This window comes from Salmonella sp. 5800 (assembly GCF_046558195.1).
Classification (GTDB): Bacteria; Pseudomonadota; Gammaproteobacteria; order Enterobacterales; family Enterobacteriaceae; genus Salmonella; species Salmonella enterica.
Map to the genome: position 1 here is coordinate 946,499 of NZ_JBGDOX010000001.1, position 20,861 is coordinate 967,359.

Genomic DNA, 20,861 nt, shown 5'->3' on the forward strand with positions numbered 1-20,861 from the left:
GTCTCCGCCTTAATCATGGATGATGGCGAACGGCACGCAGAAACTCCTGGCGCGTATTCTGGCTGGACTTAAACAATCCGCCCAGCGACGTCGTCGTCGTGGCGCTGGTTGCGTCACGAATACCGCGCGCTTTCACGCAGTAATGCACCGCATCAATCGATACCGCTACATTATTGGTGCCGAGCAAGGTTTGCAGCGCCGTCAGAATTTGTTGGGTCAAACGTTCCTGAACCTGCGGACGCTGGGCGAAGAATTGCACGATGCGGTTAATTTTCGACAGGCCGATCACGGAATCTTTGGGGATATACGCGACGGTCGCTTTGCCATCAATGGTCACGAAGTGATGTTCACAGGTGCTGGTCAGCGTGATATCGCGGACGGTGACCATTTCATCCACCTTCATTTTATTTTCAATGAGGGTAATTTTCGGGAAATTGGCATAGTCGAGGCCGGCGAAAATCTCGTCAACGTACATCTTAGCGATACGATGCGGCGTTTCCATCAGACTGTCATCGCTCAAATCGAGATTCAGCAACTGCATAATCTCAGTCATATGCCCTGCGATAAGGCTTTTTCGCGTTTCATTATCCAGTTCATCCATAGGCGGGCGCAGCGGCGTTTCCAGCCCCCGGGCAACCAGCGCATCATGAACCAGGGCCGCTTCTTTACTGAGTGATGGCATTAATCGTGTTCTCCTGCAGGTGTGGCGCCTCTGCCCTGCATGGGGCAAAGTTTGTCAATATTGTGACAGTGTGATTATTGTGCGTGAGGTAGCGCACATAATCCAGTATTCACGCCCATAATTGTTGAAATTGTCGCTGCCTTTCATGACATCTTTTCCGGTGCGAGAATGATGGCAGGACAAAGGGTATAGTTGTTAACTAAATGTTATTTAAATGATGAAGCATGTTTATGTATTACGGAAGTGAAAGTTACTCACAACGCGGTGAATAATCTGTATTATGAAGAATCTGCATACCTTATCAGGTTCACCATAAAAGGAGCCCCCGCATGGAAATGCTCGAAGAGCACCGATGTTTTGGCGGCTGGCAGCAGCGCTGGCGTCATCATGCCGCCACGCTAAACTGCGCCATGACATTCAGCATTTTTCTTCCGCCGACTCAGGATAATGAACCGCCTCCGGTACTGTACTGGTTGTCCGGGTTGACCTGCAATGATGAGAATTTTACCACCAAAGCAGGCGCGCAGCGTATCGCAGCAGAACTGGGCATTGTATTGGTGATGCCGGATACCAGTCCACGCGGTGAACAGGTCGCCGACGATAGCGGATACGATTTAGGCCACGGCGCCGGGTTTTATCTCAATGCCACACAGCCGCCCTGGGCCAGCCATTATCGCATGTACGATTACCTGCGCGATGAGCTTCCGGCGCTTATCCAGACACAGTTTAACGTCAGCGACCGTTGCGCCATCAGCGGGCACTCGATGGGCGGCCACGGCGCATTAATCATGGCGCTGAAAAATCCGGGCAAATACACCAGCGTCTCTGCTTTTGCGCCTATCGTCAACCCCAGCCGCGTGCCGTGGGGAATCAAAGCGCTTACCGCTTATCTCGGCGAAGATGAATCAGCCTGGACTGAGTGGGATAGCTGCGAATTAATGCTGGCCAGCCAGCCGCAGGACGCCATTCCTGTGCTCATCGATCAGGGCGACAGCGATCAATTCCTCGCCGATCAGCTTCAGCCCGCCGTACTGGCGGAAGCCGCGCGGCAAACCGCCTGGCCGATGACGCTACGAATCCAGCCTGGCTACGATCATAGCTATTATTTTATTGCGTCCTTCATCGAGGACCATCTGCGCTTTCATGCCCGGTATTTACGGGACGAGCGTGAGACGTCACCAACATAATGAATTTTCCAGCGCCGCGCTGTAATTCACCTCCTCCGACTGCGGCGCGGAAGATTTATTATTTAAATCCGCGGCCTGCTGGCGTACCTGAAGGCGGCCGCTGCCCTCTCCGCCTTCATAACTTTCGTGAAAATTACGCAGCTCGGATTCAAACAGCACCGCATCGAGATTATGCAACTTATCCAGCGCCCGCAGGAGAGAAATTAACGTATCAAGATTGAGCCCTCCCCCCTTCTCGATACGCTTGATGGTGGCGATGCCAACGTGCGCGCGATCGGCAAGCTGCTGCTGGGTCATCGAAAGAGACAGGCGCGTCTCCTTTAAGCGGGCGCACAACGACAGGATAATCTCGTCGTTATTCATCGTATTGTATTTCACGCTGTTACCCTCTCTTGCGCGGCTGAATTTTCCCCAGCGAACCATGATACGTTTCACGGTATTTAGCGCTCATGTCTTTACCGGTCTCGTACATCGCAGCAATGATCTCATCGAGCGAGATACAGGGTTCGCTTACGCGACTCATCGCCATCGTCGCCGCGTTTATCGCTTTCACGGCAGAGATGGCGTTTCTCTCTATGCAGGGAATTTGTACCTGCCCGCCCAGCGGATCGCAGGTCAATCCCAGATGATGTTCCATGGCAATTTCAGCGGCGCTCAGCGTTTGCTCCACGGATGCGCCCATCAGTTCAGCCAGGCCCGCCGCCGCCATTGAGCACGCCACGCCGACTTCCCCCTGACAGCCAACTTCAGATCCCAGAATAGAGGCGTTTTGTTTAAACAATATCGCGATAGCGGCGGCGGTCAGGAAGAAACGGGTCAGAGCACCGGATTCCAGCGGCGTGACAAATTTATCATACCAGCAGAGCGCTGCCGGAATAATGCCGCACGCGCCATTGGTTGGCGCGGTAACAATCTGTCCGCCGCTGGCATTTTCTTCGCTTACCGCAATCGCGAAGGCATTGACCCAGTTCAGCGCGGTTAAAAAATCGCTGGCGGAGCGGTTAGCCTGTAACGTCTTATGTAACGCACAGGCGCGCCGCGGTACCTGATAGGGGCCGGGTAATACCCCCTCAGTATGCAGGCCGCGATAAACCGCCTGCTGCATCACGTCCCATATTTGCGCCAGATAATTCTGCAACGTCTGTGGCGAGTGGCGGCACAGCTCATTTTTCATCATCAGCGCCGCCACGGACAGGCCATTACGTCGGCACAGCGCCAGCAACTGCGCGGCATGACTAAATTCAAAGGGCGACACTGTACGCAAAGGAAGCGATGGCGTCAGCGGCTCGCCATGTTTGCGAACCTGTCCGGCGCCGGTCGAAAACCAGGTCTCTTCATACACCGTGAAATAATCATCTCTGGCGCGAAACGTCATGGCATAAGGATGGCCAGGATGCGCCTGGTGATTGGCGATAATCTTGACTTTTATCGTGATTCCGCCCGCGTCGGAGAGCGGGAGTTCGATTTTGTTTTCATTTTCCGCACGCTTAATCACCGCCATATGCGAACGGAGATCGACATTCTCCGGCTGGCAACCCAGCAGCCCAAGATACAGGGCGGTATCCACATTGTGGCACTTGCGGCTTAACGATAACGCGCCATACAGCTCGATTTCAATTTCCCGAATTAGCGGCAACGTCTCTTGTTCTCTGAGCAATGAAATAAAGTGACAGGCGGCGCGCATCGGCCCTACGGTACGTGAGCTGGATGGACCTATTACTATTTTGAATATATCAAGGCAACTCTCCATCGTTATATCAATCCTTTCAGTGTCATTCGCGTTTAGTAATAAATAACATCCTCGCACAGTTGGCATATCAAAAGTGATACCTTTTGTGTCTGAACTTTACCTGGTATCAAAAACAACGCTTTTTTAGCCCTTTTCTGGCTGTGATATCTGTGATAGCACGAGATTCCACGCCGCAAAAGAGCCATTATAATACCCGTAAATTAAGGGAGTTATCATATGAGCATTATTTATTTTATTACTACACAGGATATCGATACGTTTCAGAAAAAATTACAGGAAACGTTATTTAATGCCGTCACCATGCCGTTTCCGCTATTATTTGATAAACGTTATGCCGCGCTTATCAATACCGCTTATTTAAAGCTTACGCTGCCAGCGGAATGTCTGACGCCTGAATTTTATCGCTATTTACGCGAACTCTCATTGCAATGGCAGTTTGATTTTTTTATTAAGCCGCAGCCACTGCCTGCTAACGGTATTATCGCGTTTGATATGGACTCGACATTTATTGCGGAAGAAGGCGTGGATGAAATTGCCCGCGAGCTTGGCATGTCGACGCAAATCACCGCCATTACCCAACAGGCGATGGAGGGCAAGCTTGATTTTAACGCCAGTTTTACCCGACGTATCGGAATGTTGAAAGGCACACCGAAAGCAGTGCTGAACGCCGTATGCGATCGCATGACCCTTTCGCCAGGCCTGTTAACTATTCTGCCAGTCATCAAGGCCAAAGGATTTAAAACCGCGATTATCTCCGGGGGATTGGATATATTCACCCAGCGTCTAAAAGAACGGTATCAACTGGATTATGCCTTTTCGAATACGGTTGAAATACGCGATAACGTTCTGACGGATAACATTACCTTGCCGATTATGAATGCCGCAAACAAAAAACAGACGCTGGTTGACCTGGCTGCCCGGTTAAATATTGCCACGGAGAATATTATTGCCTGCGGTGATGGCGCCAACGATCTGCCGATGTTAGAACATGCTGGCACCGGTATTGCCTGGAAAGCGAAGCCGGTTGTACGGGAAAAAATCCACCATCAGATTAATTATCACGGTTTCGAATTGCTTCTTTTTCTTATTGAAGATGAATTATAACGCGACTCACCTCGCCGGAAGGGAATTTTAAAATGAGTATAAAAACATTTATTTTCAGCCAGCCCGATAAGCCGATTGTAAAAGAGAAAAAAGAGATAGACCAGACCTATAAAAAATTTCGTTTTGAGATTATCGCCTCGGTCTTTATCTCTTATGCCGTCTTTTATCTTACCCGTAAAAACTTCTCCGCCGCGATGCCGGCCATGCTGACGGAAACGTCGCTGACCGCAGAAGACTTCGCCATTATGTCTTCCATTTTTTACATTCTTTATGGCGCAATGAAGTTTGTCGGCGGGATGCTGGTCGATAAAATTAACCCGAAAGCCATGACCGGCCCGGTGCTGATTGGCGTGGGGATTGTAAATATTCTGTTCGGCTTTTCCGACAGCGTGGCGGCATTCTACGTGCTGTACAGTCTCAACGCGATCTTACAGGGCACCAGCTTTCCGCCGATGGCGAAAATTATGGCCTCGTGGTTTTCGAAAAACGAACGGGGACGCTGGTGGGCTATCGTTGAAGCGGCGCACAATATCGGCGGCAGCCTCGCGCCGCTGCTGACCAGTTTTGCTATCGCCTTTAGCGGTAGCTGGAAAATGGGATTTTATGTTCCCGGCGCCATTTCGCTGCTGATGGGGATAGTGGCGCTATTTACCATTAAAGATCGTCCCGGTACGTTAGGTTTGCCCAACGTGGGGCAGTGGCGTAACGACCCGACGGAACTGGCCCAGGTCAAGGCCAGCCCGGTCAACCTGAGCTTCTGGCAGATTTTTGTGAAATATATCCTGACCAATCCACTGGTATGGATCATTATTATCGGTGATATGTCGGTTTATATTGCGCGCACCATCCTTAACGACTGGCCGCAGATTTACTATTCGCAGGTTCACGGCTGGAGCCTGATAAAAGCGAACTCGATTATTTCCTGGTTTGAGGCGGGCGGACTGGCGGGTGGGTTGCTGGCAGGCTACTTGTCTGACTTTATGTTCAAAAGTAACCGCTGGATGACCGGATTAATCTTCGCGTTAGCGCTGTGCATATGCATCGTGCTGGTGCCGCTGGTTCAGGATACCTCTTACACCCTCACCGCGATTCTGTTCACCATCATGGGCTTCGCCTTATACGGACCGCATATGCTTTTTGCCGTCGGCTGTCTGGATGTGACCCATAAGGATGCGGCGGGATCGATTACCGGCTTTCGGGGATTGTTCAGCTATGTCGGCGCGGCAATGGCCGGTGTGCCGGTAATTATGGTGAAAAATAGCTGGGCGTGGTCGGGCGTTTATATCTATGCGTTGATCGCCATTCTGCTAACGACTCTGTCGCTGGCGCTGCTCTCCAGGCTGCATCGGTTATAACATTCTGGCGACAGCGGCAAAACGCGGCTGTCGCCAGTCTCTGTCAGAAACGGTAATCCACCGCCATAAAGTAACGACGTCCGTCTTCGGTATAACCGTAGTCGTCGCGTTTGAGATCTTTATCGCCCACGTTCAGAACGCCCGCACGCAGTTTAACGTTTTTCGTCGCCTGCCATGCCGCGCCGGTATCCCAGACCACGTACCCGCCCGGCGTTTTCGCCGTTGCGCTGTCGGCCCGCTTACGCCCGGTATAATTCCCTGATACGTAGAATGACCAGTCTTCGAGCTGCACCGGTTTCCAGTCCAGCGTACCGTTCGCGGTGTGGAACGGCAGATCGGAAAGCGGCTTGTTCCCGCCATTACTGACGTCGCGTCCGTCGTTATAGGTGTAATTCAACGACAGTTTCCACGCCTCGTTAAACGGAACTTTCAACTCGGTTTCCACGCCCTGAATACGCGCTTTATTCACGTTGTAATAACGGAAGACCGGAACGCGCTGTCCCCGACTGTTGGTTTCGAAACCGACAAAGTTGGAATAGCCGGGCGCGGCGTTAACGTCAGCGGTACGGCTAATGCTGATGCGATTGTCCACATCGTTACGGAACGTGGTAACGCTCGCTTCCACGCCCTCCAGTATGCCTTCTTCGCCACGGTAATAAAGGCCGAGCTCCCAGCTTTCACTGGTTTCAGGTTTCAGATCCGGGCTACCGATAATGCGGCATCCTCCACGGCAGGAGTTGGTCGCCCAGTCCGGACTTAATTGCAATAGCGACGGCGCTTTAAAGGCCGTGGCCCACCCACCTTTCACCGTCAGGGTATCCGTTGCGTTATAAACCAGATAAGCACGCGGGCTCCAGTGATCGCCATAGGTTTCATGGTCATCCATACGAATACCGGTGGTCAGCGCCAGCGGTTCGAAGATGCGCCACTCATCTTCAAGGAACAGAGCATACTGGCTGGCGGAGGTTTTAGTACTGGAACCGCCGGTCAGGTTGACCGCATCGCTCAGTTTATCGTGACGCCATTCGCCGCCGAAGGTGAGGAACTGGTTGACAGACGCTAACGGCAGAACGTATTTCCCGTCAATCGAATTGCTTTCTGACGTGATAGGGCTACTGTTGCCGGGGTTTTTGTTTTCCACCTTTTCGCCGTAGAACTTGAGCTCGCTATTGCCGAGATCCCAACGTCCGTTATGGCTCAACGCGTAGTTTTGCCGTTCCAGACGGTTTTTATCCAGCGAGTCGGAGTCCCGGTCCTGGCGATCAAAACCATAGCCTGCGGTAACGTCATGATTTTCGTTTGGTGTCCAGGCAAACTCGACGTTTCCATCCCGGCTGGTAAATCCTTCAATGCGCGGCGTTTCACCCGTAGCGGTGGTGGCGGAACTCTGCTGCTCGTCTTTTTCGCGTTTCGCCAGGCTACCGTAGGCTTTCATTCCCAGCACGCCGTCGATCAGCGGACCGCTGGTAAAGAACTGACCGTTATAGGTATCGCCACGGTCGCGATGTTCCTGAATAGTGGAGTCAACCGTGACGCTACCGTGCCATTTCTGACCAATTTTTTTGGTAATAATGTTGACCACGCCGCCCAGCGCATCGGAGCCATACAGCGAGGACATGGGGCCACGCACCACTTCAATGCGTTCGATAGCGTCAACCGGTATCCAGTTCAGATCAAAATCATTATGGCGGAAGACCGCGTTACGGGAGTTAACGCGCTTACCGTCGATCAAGATCAGTGTATAACTGCTGTCCAGACCACGAATACTCACGCCTTTACGGTTATCCCCTTCGTTAGTGAGCTGTACGCCCGGCACCTCTTTCAGGACATCTTTCAGGTTTTGCACGGGCCTGCGCTGTAAATCTTGCTGGGTAATGACGCTGATACTTGCTGGCGCATCTTTCAGATTTTGTTCGATGGCGGACGCGGTAACGACCATGGTTTCACCATCATCCGTTGCCGCGGCAACCGGCCAGGCCAACGTAACTGCGGACATACAAAGCCCTACCCGAACGAAAGGGTTAAACCTAAACATTCCATTTCTCCATGAGGTAAATACGACAAAAAAATCGGTTATCGCTCACAACGCATTACGTTTCGCCTGCGATAACGGTTATCACGGCGAACTCTTTTTATGCAGGCGAGTCGGGCTCATGAGTGACGGTCGCGCCCGAATCTTCATCCTTTCTGATTTCGAGCGTAACGATAAAGCAAACGATAATAATTATCAATTTAATTGTTAATAATTATGTCATTTGAACCAATCATAAAGAAAAAACAAAAAACCCTCTCGAATGAGAGGGTTAGAAGGGTCAGGTTCAGGCAGTCCGTGCCGGATAGCGGCATAAAGCCTATCCGGCCTATGACGAGAATACCGCGTTACTTTTTAACGCGTTCCGGGAAGTGCATTTCACTATAGCGCACGAAATGCGTGCCTTTTATCAGCTTGTAGCCGAACCAGATAAGCAGGAACAGCGGAATACCGATATAGGTCGCCGCGACGCCGCCCCAGTCGATGGTATCTTTCAGGAACGCTTCGTAGTTCTGCCCCAACGTAATAATCAGGCACAGTACAAAGGCGAAAATCGGCCCCAGCGGGAAGAACCCGGAACGGTACGGCAAATCATTCACATCATACCCTTGTATCACGTAACCGCGACGGAAGCGATAATGGCTAATGGCAATCCCCAGCCAGGCGATGAAGCCCGTCATACCGGAGGTGTTCAACAGCCACAGATAGACCGTCTGGTTGCCGAACATTGAGGTCAAAAAGCAAAGACCGGCAATCACGGTGGTGGCATAAAGCGCATTGCGCGGTACGCCGCCGCGGGACAATTTCGCAAAAATACGCGGGGCCTTACCGTCACAGGCCAGGGTGTAGAGCATACGGGTCGAGGCATACATCCCGGAGTTACCCGCAGACAGTACCGCCGTCAGGATAACCGCATTCATTATCGCCGCCGCAGACAACAAGCCCGCATGCTGGAACACTAAGGTAAACGGACTGACGCTAATGTCTTTGACGTCGTTACGCAGCAGGTTTGGATCGGTATAAGGAATGATCAGGCTGATAATCAAAATCGCGAAAACATAAAACAGCAGAATACGCCAGAACACCTGACGCACCGCGCGCGGAATATTCTTCTCCGGGTTTTCAGATTCCCCGGCGGCAATACCAATCAGCTCAGTTCCCTGGAAAGAGAAGCCCACGATCATCGCGACGCCAATCATTGCCGCAAAACCGCCAGCAAAAGGCGCATCGCCCGTCGTCCAGTTGCTCCAGCCGACCGGCTCAACACCTTTAAAGATACCGATAATCATCGCTACGCCAACGATGATGAAGATAATAACGGTCGCGACTTTAATTAACGAGAACCAGTACTCCGCCTCGCCAAAACCGCGCACGGAAATGTAGTTCAGCAAGAAAATGACGCAGAGGAATAGCGCGCTCCAGATCCAGCCCGGCGTGTCCGGGAACCACCAGCCCATCACCAATTGTGCGGCAACCAGGTCAACAGCGATAGTCACCGCCCAGTTGTACCAGTAGTTCCAGCCCAGCGCGAAACCAAAGCCTTCTTCCACATAGTTCTGACCATATGTCGCAAACGAGCCAGATACCGGCATATAGGCCGCCAGCTCGCCAAGACTGGTCATCAGGAAGTAGACCATCAAACCAATCAGAATATAAGAAAACAGCGCGCCGCCTGGCCCCGCCTGAGAAATTGTCGCACCAGATGCAACGAAAAGACCTGTCCCGATGGAGCCGCCAATGGCAATCATCGTCAGGTGACGCGCCTTTAATTCGCGACGTAGCGCGGGCGCTTCTGTGGTTTTAGTTTTGGAACCCATGTGAAAATGCTATCCATCCAAAAAATGAGGCGCGATTGTAACAGACGAAATACTATCCTTCCGACACAAATGCGCGGTTATAAGAGACCTTCATGACCGGCCACGGATTATAAGTAAAGCAGAGAATAACGTATACGTAAGCGGATACTAAAAATGGCGATGCCGCCCGGGCAGCCCTCCTCTTCACCTTTATTCACAGTAACTCAAAAAACGCTGCAACGCGTTAGAAAGATGTTTCTGCCGATGATGAACACGCCACAACGTACGCACCAGGCGCGGTAACGGCACCGCGACTTCGCCCAGGGTTCCCGCCTGGAGTTGTTCAGCAATCACCCGGCGCGATAAACAGCTTATCCCCAGTCCATGACGCACCGCATGTTTGATCGCTTCTGAATTCCCCAACTCCATCGCCATATGAAAGCGCGGCAAATGCGACAACAGCAAATAATCGACAATTTCCCGCGTACCGGAGCCGCGCTCGCGTAAAATCCATGGGGATGCCGCAAGCTGTTCCAGCGTCACCGGCCCCTGCGTCAGCGGCGAGGACGGCGCGGCAAAGACCACCAGCTCATCTTCCAGCCACGGCTCAGAGATAATCTCTGTACTGTGACATGGTCCTTCAATCAGGCCGATATCAACCCGAAAATCCAGCACCGCGTTAATCACGTCCTGGCTGTTTCCCACGCTGAGTTCCAGCGGCAAGGCCGGATAATGCTGGCGATAGCGGGCAATCATGGCGGGTAAAATGTAATTGCCGATGGTGCTACTGGCATAAACCCGTATCGCGCCGTTATCTTCACGAAATAGCTGCTCAATTTCTACCGCTTGCTCCAGCAATGCCAGCGCGCGCGGATATAATAAGCGCCCATGTTCGTTGACCACCAGCCGTTTCCCCACCCGATCAAACAACTGTACGCCGAGCTGACCTTCCAGATCGGTGAGCGCGGCGCTAACGGCGGACTGCGATAATGACAGCATGACCGACGCCTGGGTTGTTGAACCGCTTTTCAGTACTTCAGCAAACACTTCAAGTTGTCGTAGCGTAATATGCATAGTCGTATCCCACCGATAGCGTTTCACTTACCACTTATAAAGATTAATTATAAATATATAATCAATTTTATTTTTAAACCAGATCACCGTAACCTTATTGTCCATATACAGGAGAAGGTTATGACAGAACTCACCTTGCAGAATCATCGTCGTACAATGTGGCATTTTATACCGGGGCTCGCTCTGAGCGCCGTCATTACAGGAGTCGCCCTGTGGGGCGGCGCTATCCCTGCCGTTGCAGGCGCGGGGTTCAGCGCCCTGACCCTGGCTATCCTGCTGGGTATGGTTATCGGGAATACCGTCTATCCACAAATATGGAAACAATGCGACGGCGGCGTGCTGTTTGCAAAACAACATCTGCTGCGTTTAGGGATTATCCTTTACGGCTTCCGCCTTACCTTTTCACAAATCGCCGATGTGGGCATTAGCGGTATTGTGATTGACGTATTAACGCTTTCCAGCACGTTCATGCTGGCCTGCTTCTTAGGCCAAAAAGTCTTTGGTCTGGACAGGCATACCAGCTGGCTGATTGGCGCCGGTAGCAGTATCTGCGGCGCGGCGGCGGTACTGGCGACAGAACCGGTGGTAAAAGCGGAAGCCAGTAAGGTTACTGTAGCCGTCGCGACTGTCGTTATTTTCGGCACCATCGCTATTTTCCTTTACCCGGCAATGTATCCGCTGCTGGCGCACTGGTTCAGCCCGGAAACTTACGGCATCTATATCGGCTCAACCATGCATGAAGTCGCGCAAGTGGTCGCCGCGGGTCATGCCGTTAGCCCGGATGCGGAAAATGCGGCGGTTATCGCTAAGATGCTGCGTGTCATGATGCTGGCGCCGTTCCTGATCATTCTGGCGGCACGCGTTAAACAGCTTTCACCGGCGACCGGCGCGGAAAAAAGCAAAATTACCATTCCGTGGTTTGCTATTTTCTTCATCGTAGTGGCGATCTTCAACTCTTTCCACCTGCTGCCGAAAGCCGTGGTGGATATGCTGGTGACGCTGGACACAGTGCTGCTGGCGATGGCAATGGCGGCGTTGGGTCTGACCACTCACGTTAGCGCATTGAAAAAAGCGGGGGCGAAACCGCTGCTGATGGCGCTGGCATTATTCGCCTGGCTGATTATTGGCGGTGGCGCCATTAACGTCCTAATCCATAGCCTTATCGCATAAATTATTACGTTTCACGCCTGTTAACCCGTTATCATAGCGTTCGTAATGAACCGTTAGCGGGTTTAACAGGAGTCTTTTATGAAATACATCGGAGCGCACGTCAGCGCTGCTGGCGGTCTGGCTAACGCCCCTGCCCGCGCGGCTGAAATTGGCGCAACGGCCTTTGCGCTTTTCACAAAAAACCAGCGTCAGTGGCGTGCCGCCCCCCTAACTCCCCAGGTCATTGATGACTTTAAAATCGCCTGTGAAAAGTATCATTTCTCGGCGGCGCAAATCCTTCCCCACGATAGTTACCTGATTAATCTGGGCCATCCGGTCAGTGAAGCACTGGAAAAATCACGCGATGCCTTTCTCGATGAAATGCAACGCTGTGAACAACTCGACTTAACCTTGCTTAATTTTCATCCCGGGAGCCATCTGATGCAGATTGCACAGGAGGATTGCCTGGCGCGGATCGCGGAATCCATCAATATTGCCCTCGCGCAGACCGAGGGCGTTACGGCGGTTATCGAAAATACAGCCGGTCAGGGCAGTAATCTGGGATTTGAGTTTGAACAGTTAGCCGCCATCATCGACGGCGTGGAAGATAAGTCGCGCGTTGGCGTCTGTATCGATACCTGCCATGCCTTTGCCGCCGGATACGATCTGCGTACGCCAGAGGCGTGCGAAAAAACGTTCGCCGAATTCGGGAAAATTGTCGGATTTCAGTATTTGCGCGGAATGCACCTTAACGACGCCAAAAGCGCCTTCGGTAGCCGCGTTGACCGCCATCACAGCCTGGGTGAAGGCAATATCGGCCACGATGCGTTTCGTTGGATTATGCAGGATGGGCGTTTTGACGGTATTCCGCTGATACTGGAGACCATCAATCCTGATATCTGGGCGGAAGAGATTGCGTGGTTAAAAGCCCAGCAAATTGCCGAAGCGGTGGCCTGACGCGCAATGTTCTTCAGGCAATAAAAAAGGCAGAGCGCGCTCTGCCTTTTTTAGCGTGTTTCTCTTACGCCGCTTTTGCCGCGACTTCCGTCTCCGGACGTTTCAGGACGGCATAAGCCAGCCCTGCCACCAGCGTACCGGCCACAATTGCCAGCAGGTATCCCAATACCGGCGTAATTGCGCCTGGGATAAGCAGAACAAACAGACCGCCATGCGGCGCCATCAATTTTGCGCCTACCGCCATAGAAATAGCCCCGGTCAACGCGCCGCCAACGATACAGCACGGCAGTACACGCATCGGGTCGCGTGCCGCAAACGGAATAGCGCCTTCAGTGATAAAGCACAGCCCCAGCACCAACGCCGCTTTACCGCCTTCCTGCTGCGCTTTGTCGAACTTACGACGCGCCACCATCGTTGCCAGACCCAGCGCTAACGGCGGTACCATACCTGCGGCCATGATCGCCGCCATCGGCGCGTAAGTTTGCGTACTCAGCAGACCAACGCCAAACGCATACGCCGCTTTGTTCACCGGGCCGCCCATATCGGTACACATCATCCCGCCGAGAATCGCGCCCAGCAGCACCGCGTTTGCCGTCCCCATGGTTTGCAACCAGTGGGTGAGCCCTTCCAGAATCCCGGCAACCGGTTTACCGATCAGGTAAATCATCGCCAGCCCCACCACCAGACTGGAAATTAACGGGATGATCAGGATTGGCTTCAGCGCTTCCATACTTTGCGGAAGTTTCAGTTTGGTACTGATAAGCTTCGCCATATACCCGGCAAGGAAGCCGGCAATGATCCCGCCGATAAAACCGGAACCGGTGCTAACCGCCAGCATACCGCCAATCAGACCTGGCGTAAGGCCAGGGCGATCCGCGATGGAGAAAGCGATATAACCCGCCAGTACCGGCACCATCAGCGCAAACGCCGAACCGCCGCCAATCTGCATCAGCGCCGCCGCCAGCGTGTCCGGCACCTTAAAGGCTTCAATACCAAAGGCGAAGGAAAGCGCAATACACAGTCCCCCGGCAACCACCATAGGCAGCATGTAAGAAACGCCCGTCAACAGATGCCGGTATGCGCCAGCGCTCTCTTTCTTCCCTTCGGTCGCCGCTTGCGATGCCTTACCCGCCGGTTGATACGGCGTTGCTTCCGCTACGGCTTTATCCAGCTCCTGCGCCGTCTTTTTCAGCGCCAGGCCGGTCGACGTGCGGTACATCGGGAGACCGGCAAACTTCGCCAGATCCACTTCGATATCCGCCGCCACAATCACTAAATCCGCTTCCGCCACCTCTTCCGGGGTGATGGCATTGCCGGCCCCCACGGAGCCGCGCGTTTCGACTTTTACCCACCAGCCGCGTTTTTTCGCTTCCGTTTCAATGGCTTCAGCCGCCATAAAAGTATGGGCGACGCCGGTCGGGCAGGCCGTTACCGCGACCACGCGTTTCGGACCGCCGCTCGCCGCAGGAGCAGCAGGGGCGCTGTAAGGGGTCGCATGGCTTTTGGCTTCACTCAGAAACAGTTCCGGATGCGCAACGGCGCGACCAATATCCCCCAGCCAAACCTTTTTGCCGTTCAGAGCATTGTCGTTCGGCAGAGATTCGCCCAACACGATCGCCAGCTCAGCATCATTCGGATTATCGATAATTTCCAGATTTGCTTTATGCGCCGCCGCTCCAAGCAGGGTTTTCGCCATGTAAGCGCGAGCCTGGCCGAGATTAGCGTCAATTATCAGCAGCGTTTTCATTATGCCTCTCCTGCTGTCAGTTAAACGGTTGTAAGTCGACACGCGCCATCATTGCGGCCAACTGAGGACGATCGGTAATACCCACATTGCTCTGGCTGACCGCCAGCGCGGCAACCGCCGTCGCCAGACGCAGCGTATGTTCGCTGGACTCGCGCATCAGCAGGCCGTAAATCAATCCGCCAACCATGGAATCGCCTGCGCCGACGGTACTTACCACGTCAACTGCCGGTGGTTTAGCGATCCATTCTCCTGAGGCGTTAACCCACAGCGCGCCTTCCGCCCCCAGCGAAATCACCACATGGGCGATCCCCTGTTCGCGTAACGCGTGCGCCGCATCAATCACATCTTTCATTTCCGGGAGCTTACGACCCGCCCAAATTTCCAGTTCGCGGCGATTCGGTTTCACCAGCCACGGCGCAGCTTTAAGACCGGCGACTAACGCTTCACGGCTACTATCAAAGATAATGCATGGACACTGGCTGCGCAGACGCGTCATCCAGTCGGTGAACGCTTCCGGACTCACGCCAGCCGGTAAGCTACCGCTGACGCAGACCATATCGAACTGGCCCAGCCAGCTCAGGGAGTCGTTAACAAAGCGTTCCCAGTCTGCGGGGGTCACGTCAAAGCCGGAAAAGTTGAAGTCGGTCACTTCGCCATCTTTTTCCGTCAGCTTCACGTTGATGCGGGTCCGGCCCTGAACCACCTGAAAGCGGTTAGCGATACCCAGTTCGCTGAACAATTGCTGAAAACCGTCCTGGTTATCTTTACCGAGAAAACCGCCGACGGTGACGTCGATGCCTAAGTCTTTCAGCACCTTGGCAACGTTAATGCCTTTGCCCGCCGCGTGCAGACCCGTGGTTTTCACCAGGTTCACTTCGCCGCGTTCGATTTCAGGGCAAAACCCAACCAGATCGTAAGCCGGATTAAGGGTAATGGTGGCGACACGCCTGCTCATTATGCGCCCTCCCCGAGACCGGCGGCGATCGCATCGCCAATCGCTTTCAGCGCCTGTTCAGCATCTTCACCCTGCGCGGTAAAGCGCAGACGATGGCCTTTCTTCACGCCTAATGCCACCACTTTCATCAGACTACGTCCGTTTGCCGGCTTGCCGGTTCCATCAAGGTTTGTCACGGTAATTTCACTGTTAAATTGTTTAATCGTATTCACCAGCATGGTGCCCGGGCGGGCATGGAGACCATGCTCATTACGCACTACAAATTCCGCGCTCAGTACGTCATCCGTCAGCGCATCATCACTGGTCAGCAACGCCAGCAGCGTCGCGGCGTCGGCGCTCAGCAGACGATCGGCTTTATTGTTCAGCAACAGGTCGCCGAGGCGTTTTAGCACGGCAATCGGCTGCTCGTCGTTCATCGCGACAGTGACTAATAAGGCTGCTTTTTCACCCTCTACGTCAAACGCCTGGGTCGCACGGCTTACCGCAACAGCGCTGCGCAAATTGCCTTCCGCGCTGTCGTTCAGCCAGATGCCTTGCCCCAGATTCATCGGACTGTCGTTAATCGTTTTTGCGACGAACGCCGCATCAACCGCTCCCGCCTCTTTCAGACGCGCCGCATTTAGCGCCTGCAATGTGACCAGCGAGCTGGCGATGACATCCAGCGTCATCGTCTCGTTATCAAGTTTTAATTGTTCACTTTGCTTCTCGCCCATCAGCAATGCGCGCAGCTCTTCCGCCGTTGTCGCGGATTTCAGCTGTTCAGCCACGGAGTCATCGCTCAGCACATGCGTCAACTGACGCAGCAGGCCGAGGTGTTCATCCGAACTGGCGGCAATACCAATCGCCACGTAGGCGACCTGGCCTTCTCCCCAAGTAACGCCCTGCGGAAATTGAAAAACCTGGACGCCGGTTTTCAGCACCTGATCGCGCGTGTCTGTTGTGCCATGGGGAATCGCAATACCATTGCCAAGAAAGGTCGAGGTTTGCTGTTCGCGCGCCAGCATACCGTCAACATAGCCGCCCGCCACATTCCCCGCCTGCGCTAACGCGGCGGCGATTTGCCGAATGGCCTCTTCTTTATTTCCGGCCTGCTCACCCGGATGAATGTCCTGAACCGATAACTGGAACATGTGTCTCCTCTCCTGCTGAATTGAAACGATTCAGCCACTATGAGAAAAAAAGCGCCAATCTGAGTTATCAAAAAAACCAGATCGCGCTGAAACGTTTCAAGAAGTCTGGATCTTTCTGCTTCAGCACGCAAGAAAAGTTACCGGTTTTGTAGCAATTTTTTGAGGTAAAGCACATTTTTTCTCCAACAGACCATTAATAGCTGACGCATAAAAGACTTCAGCTTTTTTCTTTCAGCTTCCGTCAGCACCCCTGATAACAAATTGGAATGCTATTTTGATTTTTCGTGTCGATTTTGATTCAGACGCCTGTTTATTTTCTGACGGGCAGCGTAAACTCCGCCTCTCTTCACACCACTGATATAGAAACATGCACAACAGTCCCGCCGCCGCTGCGCCCAAATCGTTTGACCTGACGTCTACCGCCTTTTTGATCGTCGCTTTTCTCACCGGTATTGCCGGTGCGTTACAGACGCCGACGCTCAGTATTTTTCTGACGGATGAGGTTCACGCCCGTCCCGGCATGGTGGGATTCTTTTTTACCGGCAGCGCGGTTATCGGCATTATCGTGAGCCAGTTTCTGGCGGGTCGCTCAGATAAAAAAGGCGATCGCAAAAAACTGATCGTTTTCTGTTGTGTGCTGGGCATGTTGGCCTGCGTGTTGTTTGCCTGGAACCGCAACTACTTTATTTTGCTGTTCATCGGCGTCTTTCTCAGTAGCTTCGGCTCTACCGCCAACCCGCAGATGTTTGCGCTGGCCCGAGAACATGCCGATCGTACAGGTCGTGAAGCGGTGATGTTCAGCTCAATCCTCCGCGCCCAGGTATCGCTGGCCTGGGTCATTGGGCCGCCGCTGGCCTATGCGCTGGCGATGGGTTTTAGCTTTACGGTGATGTATTTGAGCGCGGCGGTAGCTTTTATCGTCTGCGGCGTCATGGTGTGGTTCTTTTTACCGTCAATGCGCAAAGATGCGCCGCTGGCAACCGGCACGCTGGAAGCACCGCGTCGTAATCGCCGCGATACGCTGTTGTTGTTTGTCATCTGTACGTTAATGTGGGGAACTAACAGCCTGTATATCATTAATATGCCGCTGTTTATCATCAATGAGCTGCATCTTCCGGAAAAACTTGCAGGCGTGATGATGGGCACCGCCGCCGGGCTGGAGATTCCCACAATGCTGATTGCAGGTTACTTCGCCAAACGGTTGGGAAAACGCCTGTTAATGTGCATCGCCGTTGTCGCCGGACTGTGCTTTTATGCGGGTATGTTGCTGGCGCACGCACCGGCGACGTTGCTCGGCTTGCAGTTGCTGAACGCGATTTACATCGGCATTCTTGGCGGGATTGGCATGCTCTATTTTCAGGATCTCATGCCAGGCCAGGCGGGTTCAGCCACCACGCTGTATACCAATACCATTCGCGTCGGCTGGATCATTGCCGGTTCGCTGGCGGGAATCGCTGCAGAAATCTGGAATTATCATGCGGTCTTCTGGTTTGCGTTAGTTATGATTGTCGCCACCATGTTCTGCCTGGCGCGTATTAAAGATGTTTAACTTGCAAGCCTGATACTTTTACTCTTCGACACATTTCAGCGCAGAGTTTATCTCTGCGCAATGTTCATGCGCGGTCATTCATTGTCTTTTTCTCAATACGATATTCTGTAAGCGCCCTCTTACATAAAAGACCGGTTATTGAGAAAATTACGCCCATCAGCCCGCAAAGGACCAACACCAGCCGCATCTTATATTTTGGTGTTACAGCAACATCTATCACTTCAATGTTAGCATTATTTTTAACCGCCTCCGACAACAATGATAGCTTTGCATATGTTTCCGTTTGTAACATATTTTTATGCACGCTATAACGTTTAATGTCACCGTCATCGATATACCATGCTGCCATTTTATCGACACTATTTTTCAGGGTGGAAATAATATTATTGACACTTTCTTCCCTCCCCTGCGCCTTAAAAATGACAAGCTGTTTTTTCGCGTCAAAACTTATTTTATTTTTATATTCCGTAGGCAAGAAACGGCTAAACTGGTTAAGGATAACCGTTGTTTTACATTGAATATCATTAGTATAGCCACATAACGCATAGGTAGCAGGCGTATCCAGATTAGGTTTGATTGTCATACTCACAACCTTTGTATCATGCTGCACGCTCACAAAAACATAGCCAATGGCAACAAAAATAAAGGTAGCGATCATGATACTTAGCCATTTTCTTATAAGGAATAAGGAAACGTCGACTAAATCAATTTCACTGTTTTCTCCCCGCATTTCACATCCCTTTTAAAACGCTAATAGTCAACCCGAATATTGAAATAACAAAAAGCAACACCAGCGTAAAAATAAACGCCCTGGCTGCGAACGTATATTTCTTCATAAGATAAAACCCACACATAAGAATTCGAGTATTTTAAAGGAAAATAACAACACATTCACACTGGTTATATCGATCGGTAAATACATCAATGATAGATATAAACTATCAAATTCATGATATCGATCGTTATAAATAATTAAAATCGATCAAAATTCCTCTTTTTAATAGATAAAAACTATCATATAAATAAAATTGATCGTTTTTGTTTTATGTGACGGTTTATTCGGTACACGTTCAGGCACCAACGGGGTTGAGCGGCGACATCTACCGCTTCAGAAGCCACGAAATAAGGGAAGCATGTATTACGCTATTTAATGGTAAAAGGAGGTAATTTGAGGCGCAGCTTTTGCAGACTATTTCGGGATATAACGTAAGCCCCTGCACGTTTATCAAAAACGGCTTAGCTCATGGTAAGGTTTTCTGTTCGAGTTCCAGCAAATAAATAATGGCCTCTTCCCGGGTCGTTAAACACATGTCCCCTGTCGGTTGCAAACCAGAGCACACTTTTGGGCGTAAAGGCGAGCCAAAGATAAGGCACAAGTTATCTTCCGAAAGCTGCACGCATCTGGTATTCATCGGCTTGCCATTCGGCATTCCGGGTATCGGCGACGAAATTGAAGGCGCAATACAGCAAGCGCCACAACCGCTACGACAGTCCATGCTCAGCCCTCTATTTATAACCAAATGAAAGATAACAGAATTTGTCCAAAGAAAAATCCAGATTTAAAATGTGGACGTCATCATGATCAGACCTGCCCTCAGACATTCCGAAGACAAGGCTGGAAACAGAAGGGACAACACAGCACACTTCCCCCCTCCGGGCGACATGCCATCGCGTATTCTCGTTGAACGCGGAGCGGAAAGCGGGCGAACAGTATCACCTTTTTTGCACCAGCAAAAGTGACAATTCCACTTGCCTGGACGGCCCGGCGCGAGTAGTTTTACGCGATATTTTAGATAATCTCTACAACAGGATCTCCTCGATGCCAAGAGCGAACGAAATCAAAAAAGGTATGGTACTGAACTACAACGGCAAATTGCTGATTGTGAAAGATATCGACATTCAGTCGCCTACCGCCCGTGGCGCCGCCACACTGTATAAAATGCGTTTTTCCGATGTCCGCACCGGTCTGAAAGTGGAAGAACGTTTCAAAGGCGACGATATCGTTGATACCGTCACCCTGAGCCGTCGCGGCGTTGACTTTTCTTATGTCGATGGCAACGAATATGTGTTCATGGATAAAGAAGACTATACGCCGTATACCTTCACCAAAGATCAGATTGAAGAAGAGTTGCTGTTTATGCCTGAAGGCGGAATGCCGGATATGCAGGTTCTGACCTGGGACGGCCAACTGCTGGCGCTAGAGCTTCCGCAGACCGTGGATCTGGAAATCGTCGAAACCGCGCCGGGTATTAAAGGAGCGTCCGCCAGCGCACGTAACAAACCCGCGACATTAAGCACCGGTCTGGTGATTCAGGTTCCCGAATACCTGAGCGCAGGTGAGAAAATCCGCATTCATATCGAAGAGCGCCGTTATATGGGGCGCGCGGATTAAGT

General features: G+C 52.0%; 19 protein-coding genes. 7 read left to right on the forward strand and 12 right to left on the reverse strand.

All coding sequences use genetic code 11. The annotated features are described in order from the left end of the window. Window positions 1-13 precede the first annotated feature (13 nt). Window positions 14-682: a GTP cyclohydrolase I FolE gene (gene folE, locus ACLJZ5_RS04785; protein WP_001139611.1), complete on the reverse strand. Its 669-nt coding sequence runs from the start codon at window positions 680-682 to the stop codon at window positions 14-16. Between the two features lie 329 nt (window positions 683-1,011). Here folE and fghA point away from each other — a divergent pair, with 329 nt between their 5' ends. Next, window positions 1,012-1,869, forward strand: coding sequence for an S-formylglutathione hydrolase (fghA, locus tag ACLJZ5_RS04790; RefSeq protein WP_000425488.1), 858 nt, complete (start codon window positions 1,012-1,014; stop codon window positions 1,867-1,869). On the opposite strand, the gene ACLJZ5_RS04795 is transcribed toward fghA, so the two are convergent. Together ACLJZ5_RS04795 and ACLJZ5_RS04800 are read right to left on the reverse strand one after the other, a co-directional pair. Further along, window positions 1,858-2,247, reverse strand: a complete 390-nt coding sequence (locus ACLJZ5_RS04795; protein WP_000876817.1) for a helix-turn-helix domain-containing protein — start codon at window positions 2,245-2,247, stop codon at window positions 1,858-1,860. The genes fghA and ACLJZ5_RS04795 overlap by 12 nt on opposite strands. A gap of 4 nt (window positions 2,248-2,251) precedes the next feature. Then, a complete protein-coding gene (locus ACLJZ5_RS04800; RefSeq protein WP_024798156.1) occupies window positions 2,252-3,619 on the reverse strand; it encodes an L-serine ammonia-lyase in 1,368 nt (455 codons plus the stop codon). 216 nt (window positions 3,620-3,835) lie between these two features. On the opposite strand from ACLJZ5_RS04800, the gene serB reads away from it, so the two are divergent. Both serB and ACLJZ5_RS04810 read left to right on the forward strand, forming a co-directional pair. Further along, window positions 3,836-4,723 (forward strand): phosphoserine phosphatase SerB, encoded by an 888-nt coding sequence (gene serB / locus ACLJZ5_RS04805; protein WP_000022914.1) that lies wholly within the window; start codon window positions 3,836-3,838, stop codon window positions 4,721-4,723. 32 nt (window positions 4,724-4,755) lie between these two features. Continuing rightward, on the forward strand, window positions 4,756-6,078 hold the full coding sequence (locus ACLJZ5_RS04810) for an MFS transporter (protein WP_000023806.1): 1,323 nt from the start codon (window positions 4,756-4,758) through the stop codon (window positions 6,076-6,078). Between the two features lie 43 nt (window positions 6,079-6,121). On the opposite strand, the gene cirA is transcribed toward ACLJZ5_RS04810, so the two are convergent. From cirA to yieE, 3 genes are all read right to left on the reverse strand, one after another. After that, window positions 6,122-8,113 carry a catecholate siderophore receptor CirA gene (gene cirA, locus ACLJZ5_RS04815; protein WP_000488249.1) on the reverse strand — a complete coding sequence of 664 codons (1,992 nt, stop codon included), beginning with the start codon at window positions 8,111-8,113 and terminating at the stop codon, window positions 6,122-6,124. Window positions 8,114-8,457: 344 nt separating this feature from the next. Then, window positions 8,458-9,927 (reverse strand): lysine-specific permease, encoded by a 1,470-nt coding sequence (gene lysP / locus ACLJZ5_RS04820; RefSeq protein ID WP_000534999.1) that lies wholly within the window; start codon window positions 9,925-9,927, stop codon window positions 8,458-8,460. A 189-nt stretch (window positions 9,928-10,116) separates the two neighbouring features. Then, on the reverse strand, window positions 10,117-10,980 hold the full coding sequence (yieE, locus tag ACLJZ5_RS04825) for a DNA-binding transcriptional regulator YeiE (RefSeq protein ID WP_000548316.1): 864 nt from the start codon (window positions 10,978-10,980) through the stop codon (window positions 10,117-10,119). Between the two features lie 120 nt (window positions 10,981-11,100). Between yieE and ACLJZ5_RS04830 the strand changes: the two genes are divergently transcribed. Both ACLJZ5_RS04830 and nfo read left to right on the forward strand, forming a co-directional pair. Further along, window positions 11,101-12,150, forward strand: coding sequence for a YeiH family protein (locus ACLJZ5_RS04830; RefSeq protein WP_000137966.1), 1,050 nt, complete (start codon window positions 11,101-11,103; stop codon window positions 12,148-12,150). A 78-nt stretch (window positions 12,151-12,228) separates the two neighbouring features. Beyond that, window positions 12,229-13,086, forward strand: coding sequence for a deoxyribonuclease IV (gene nfo / locus ACLJZ5_RS04835; protein WP_024798082.1), 858 nt, complete (start codon window positions 12,229-12,231; stop codon window positions 13,084-13,086). Between the two features lie 64 nt (window positions 13,087-13,150). On the opposite strand, the gene fruA is transcribed toward nfo, so the two are convergent. Genes fruA through fruB form a run of 3 tightly spaced genes read right to left on the reverse strand, consistent with a single transcriptional unit; the run spans window position 13,151 to window position 16,918 of the window. Beyond that, window positions 13,151-14,833 carry a PTS fructose transporter subunit IIBC gene (gene fruA / locus ACLJZ5_RS04840; RefSeq protein ID WP_001749130.1) on the reverse strand — a complete coding sequence of 561 codons (1,683 nt, stop codon included), beginning with the start codon at window positions 14,831-14,833 and terminating at the stop codon, window positions 13,151-13,153. 16 nt (window positions 14,834-14,849) lie between these two features. Then, on the reverse strand, window positions 14,850-15,788 hold the full coding sequence (fruK, locus tag ACLJZ5_RS04845; RefSeq protein ID WP_000091249.1) for a 1-phosphofructokinase: 939 nt from the start codon (window positions 15,786-15,788) through the stop codon (window positions 14,850-14,852). Continuing rightward, window positions 15,788-16,918, reverse strand: coding sequence for a fused PTS fructose transporter subunit IIA/HPr protein (gene fruB / locus ACLJZ5_RS04850; protein WP_000487287.1), 1,131 nt, complete (start codon window positions 16,916-16,918; stop codon window positions 15,788-15,790). The genes fruK and fruB overlap by 1 nt, the downstream gene beginning before the upstream one ends. Window positions 16,919-17,285: 367 nt before the next feature. Here fruB and setB point away from each other — a divergent pair, with 367 nt between their 5' ends. Next, a complete protein-coding gene (gene setB / locus ACLJZ5_RS04855) occupies window positions 17,286-18,467 on the forward strand; it encodes a sugar efflux transporter SetB (RefSeq protein WP_000551934.1) in 1,182 nt (393 codons plus the stop codon). A 64-nt stretch (window positions 18,468-18,531) separates the two neighbouring features. Here setB and ACLJZ5_RS04860 read toward each other — a convergent pair whose 3' ends face one another. The 3 genes from ACLJZ5_RS04860 to ACLJZ5_RS04870 form a co-directional block, all read right to left on the reverse strand. Beyond that, window positions 18,532-19,197, reverse strand: a complete 666-nt coding sequence (locus ACLJZ5_RS04860; protein WP_024798081.1) for a GNVR domain-containing protein — start codon at window positions 19,195-19,197, stop codon at window positions 18,532-18,534. A gap of 1 nt (window position 19,198) precedes the next feature. Then, entirely contained in the window at window positions 19,199-19,321 is a 123-nt protein-coding gene (locus tag ACLJZ5_RS04865) for a membrane protein (protein ID WP_024134661.1), read from the reverse strand. Window positions 19,322-19,708: 387 nt separating this feature from the next. Next, window positions 19,709-19,963 (reverse strand): YkgJ family cysteine cluster protein, encoded by a 255-nt coding sequence (locus ACLJZ5_RS04870; protein ID WP_001523448.1) that lies wholly within the window; start codon window positions 19,961-19,963, stop codon window positions 19,709-19,711. Window positions 19,964-20,286: 323 nt separating this feature from the next. On the opposite strand from ACLJZ5_RS04870, the gene yeiP reads away from it, so the two are divergent. Then, complete coding sequence (gene yeiP, locus ACLJZ5_RS04875) at window positions 20,287-20,859, forward strand: elongation factor P-like protein YeiP (protein ID WP_001136822.1); 573 nt, start codon at window positions 20,287-20,289, stop codon at window positions 20,857-20,859. The last annotated feature ends 2 nt before the right edge of the window (window positions 20,860-20,861 follow it).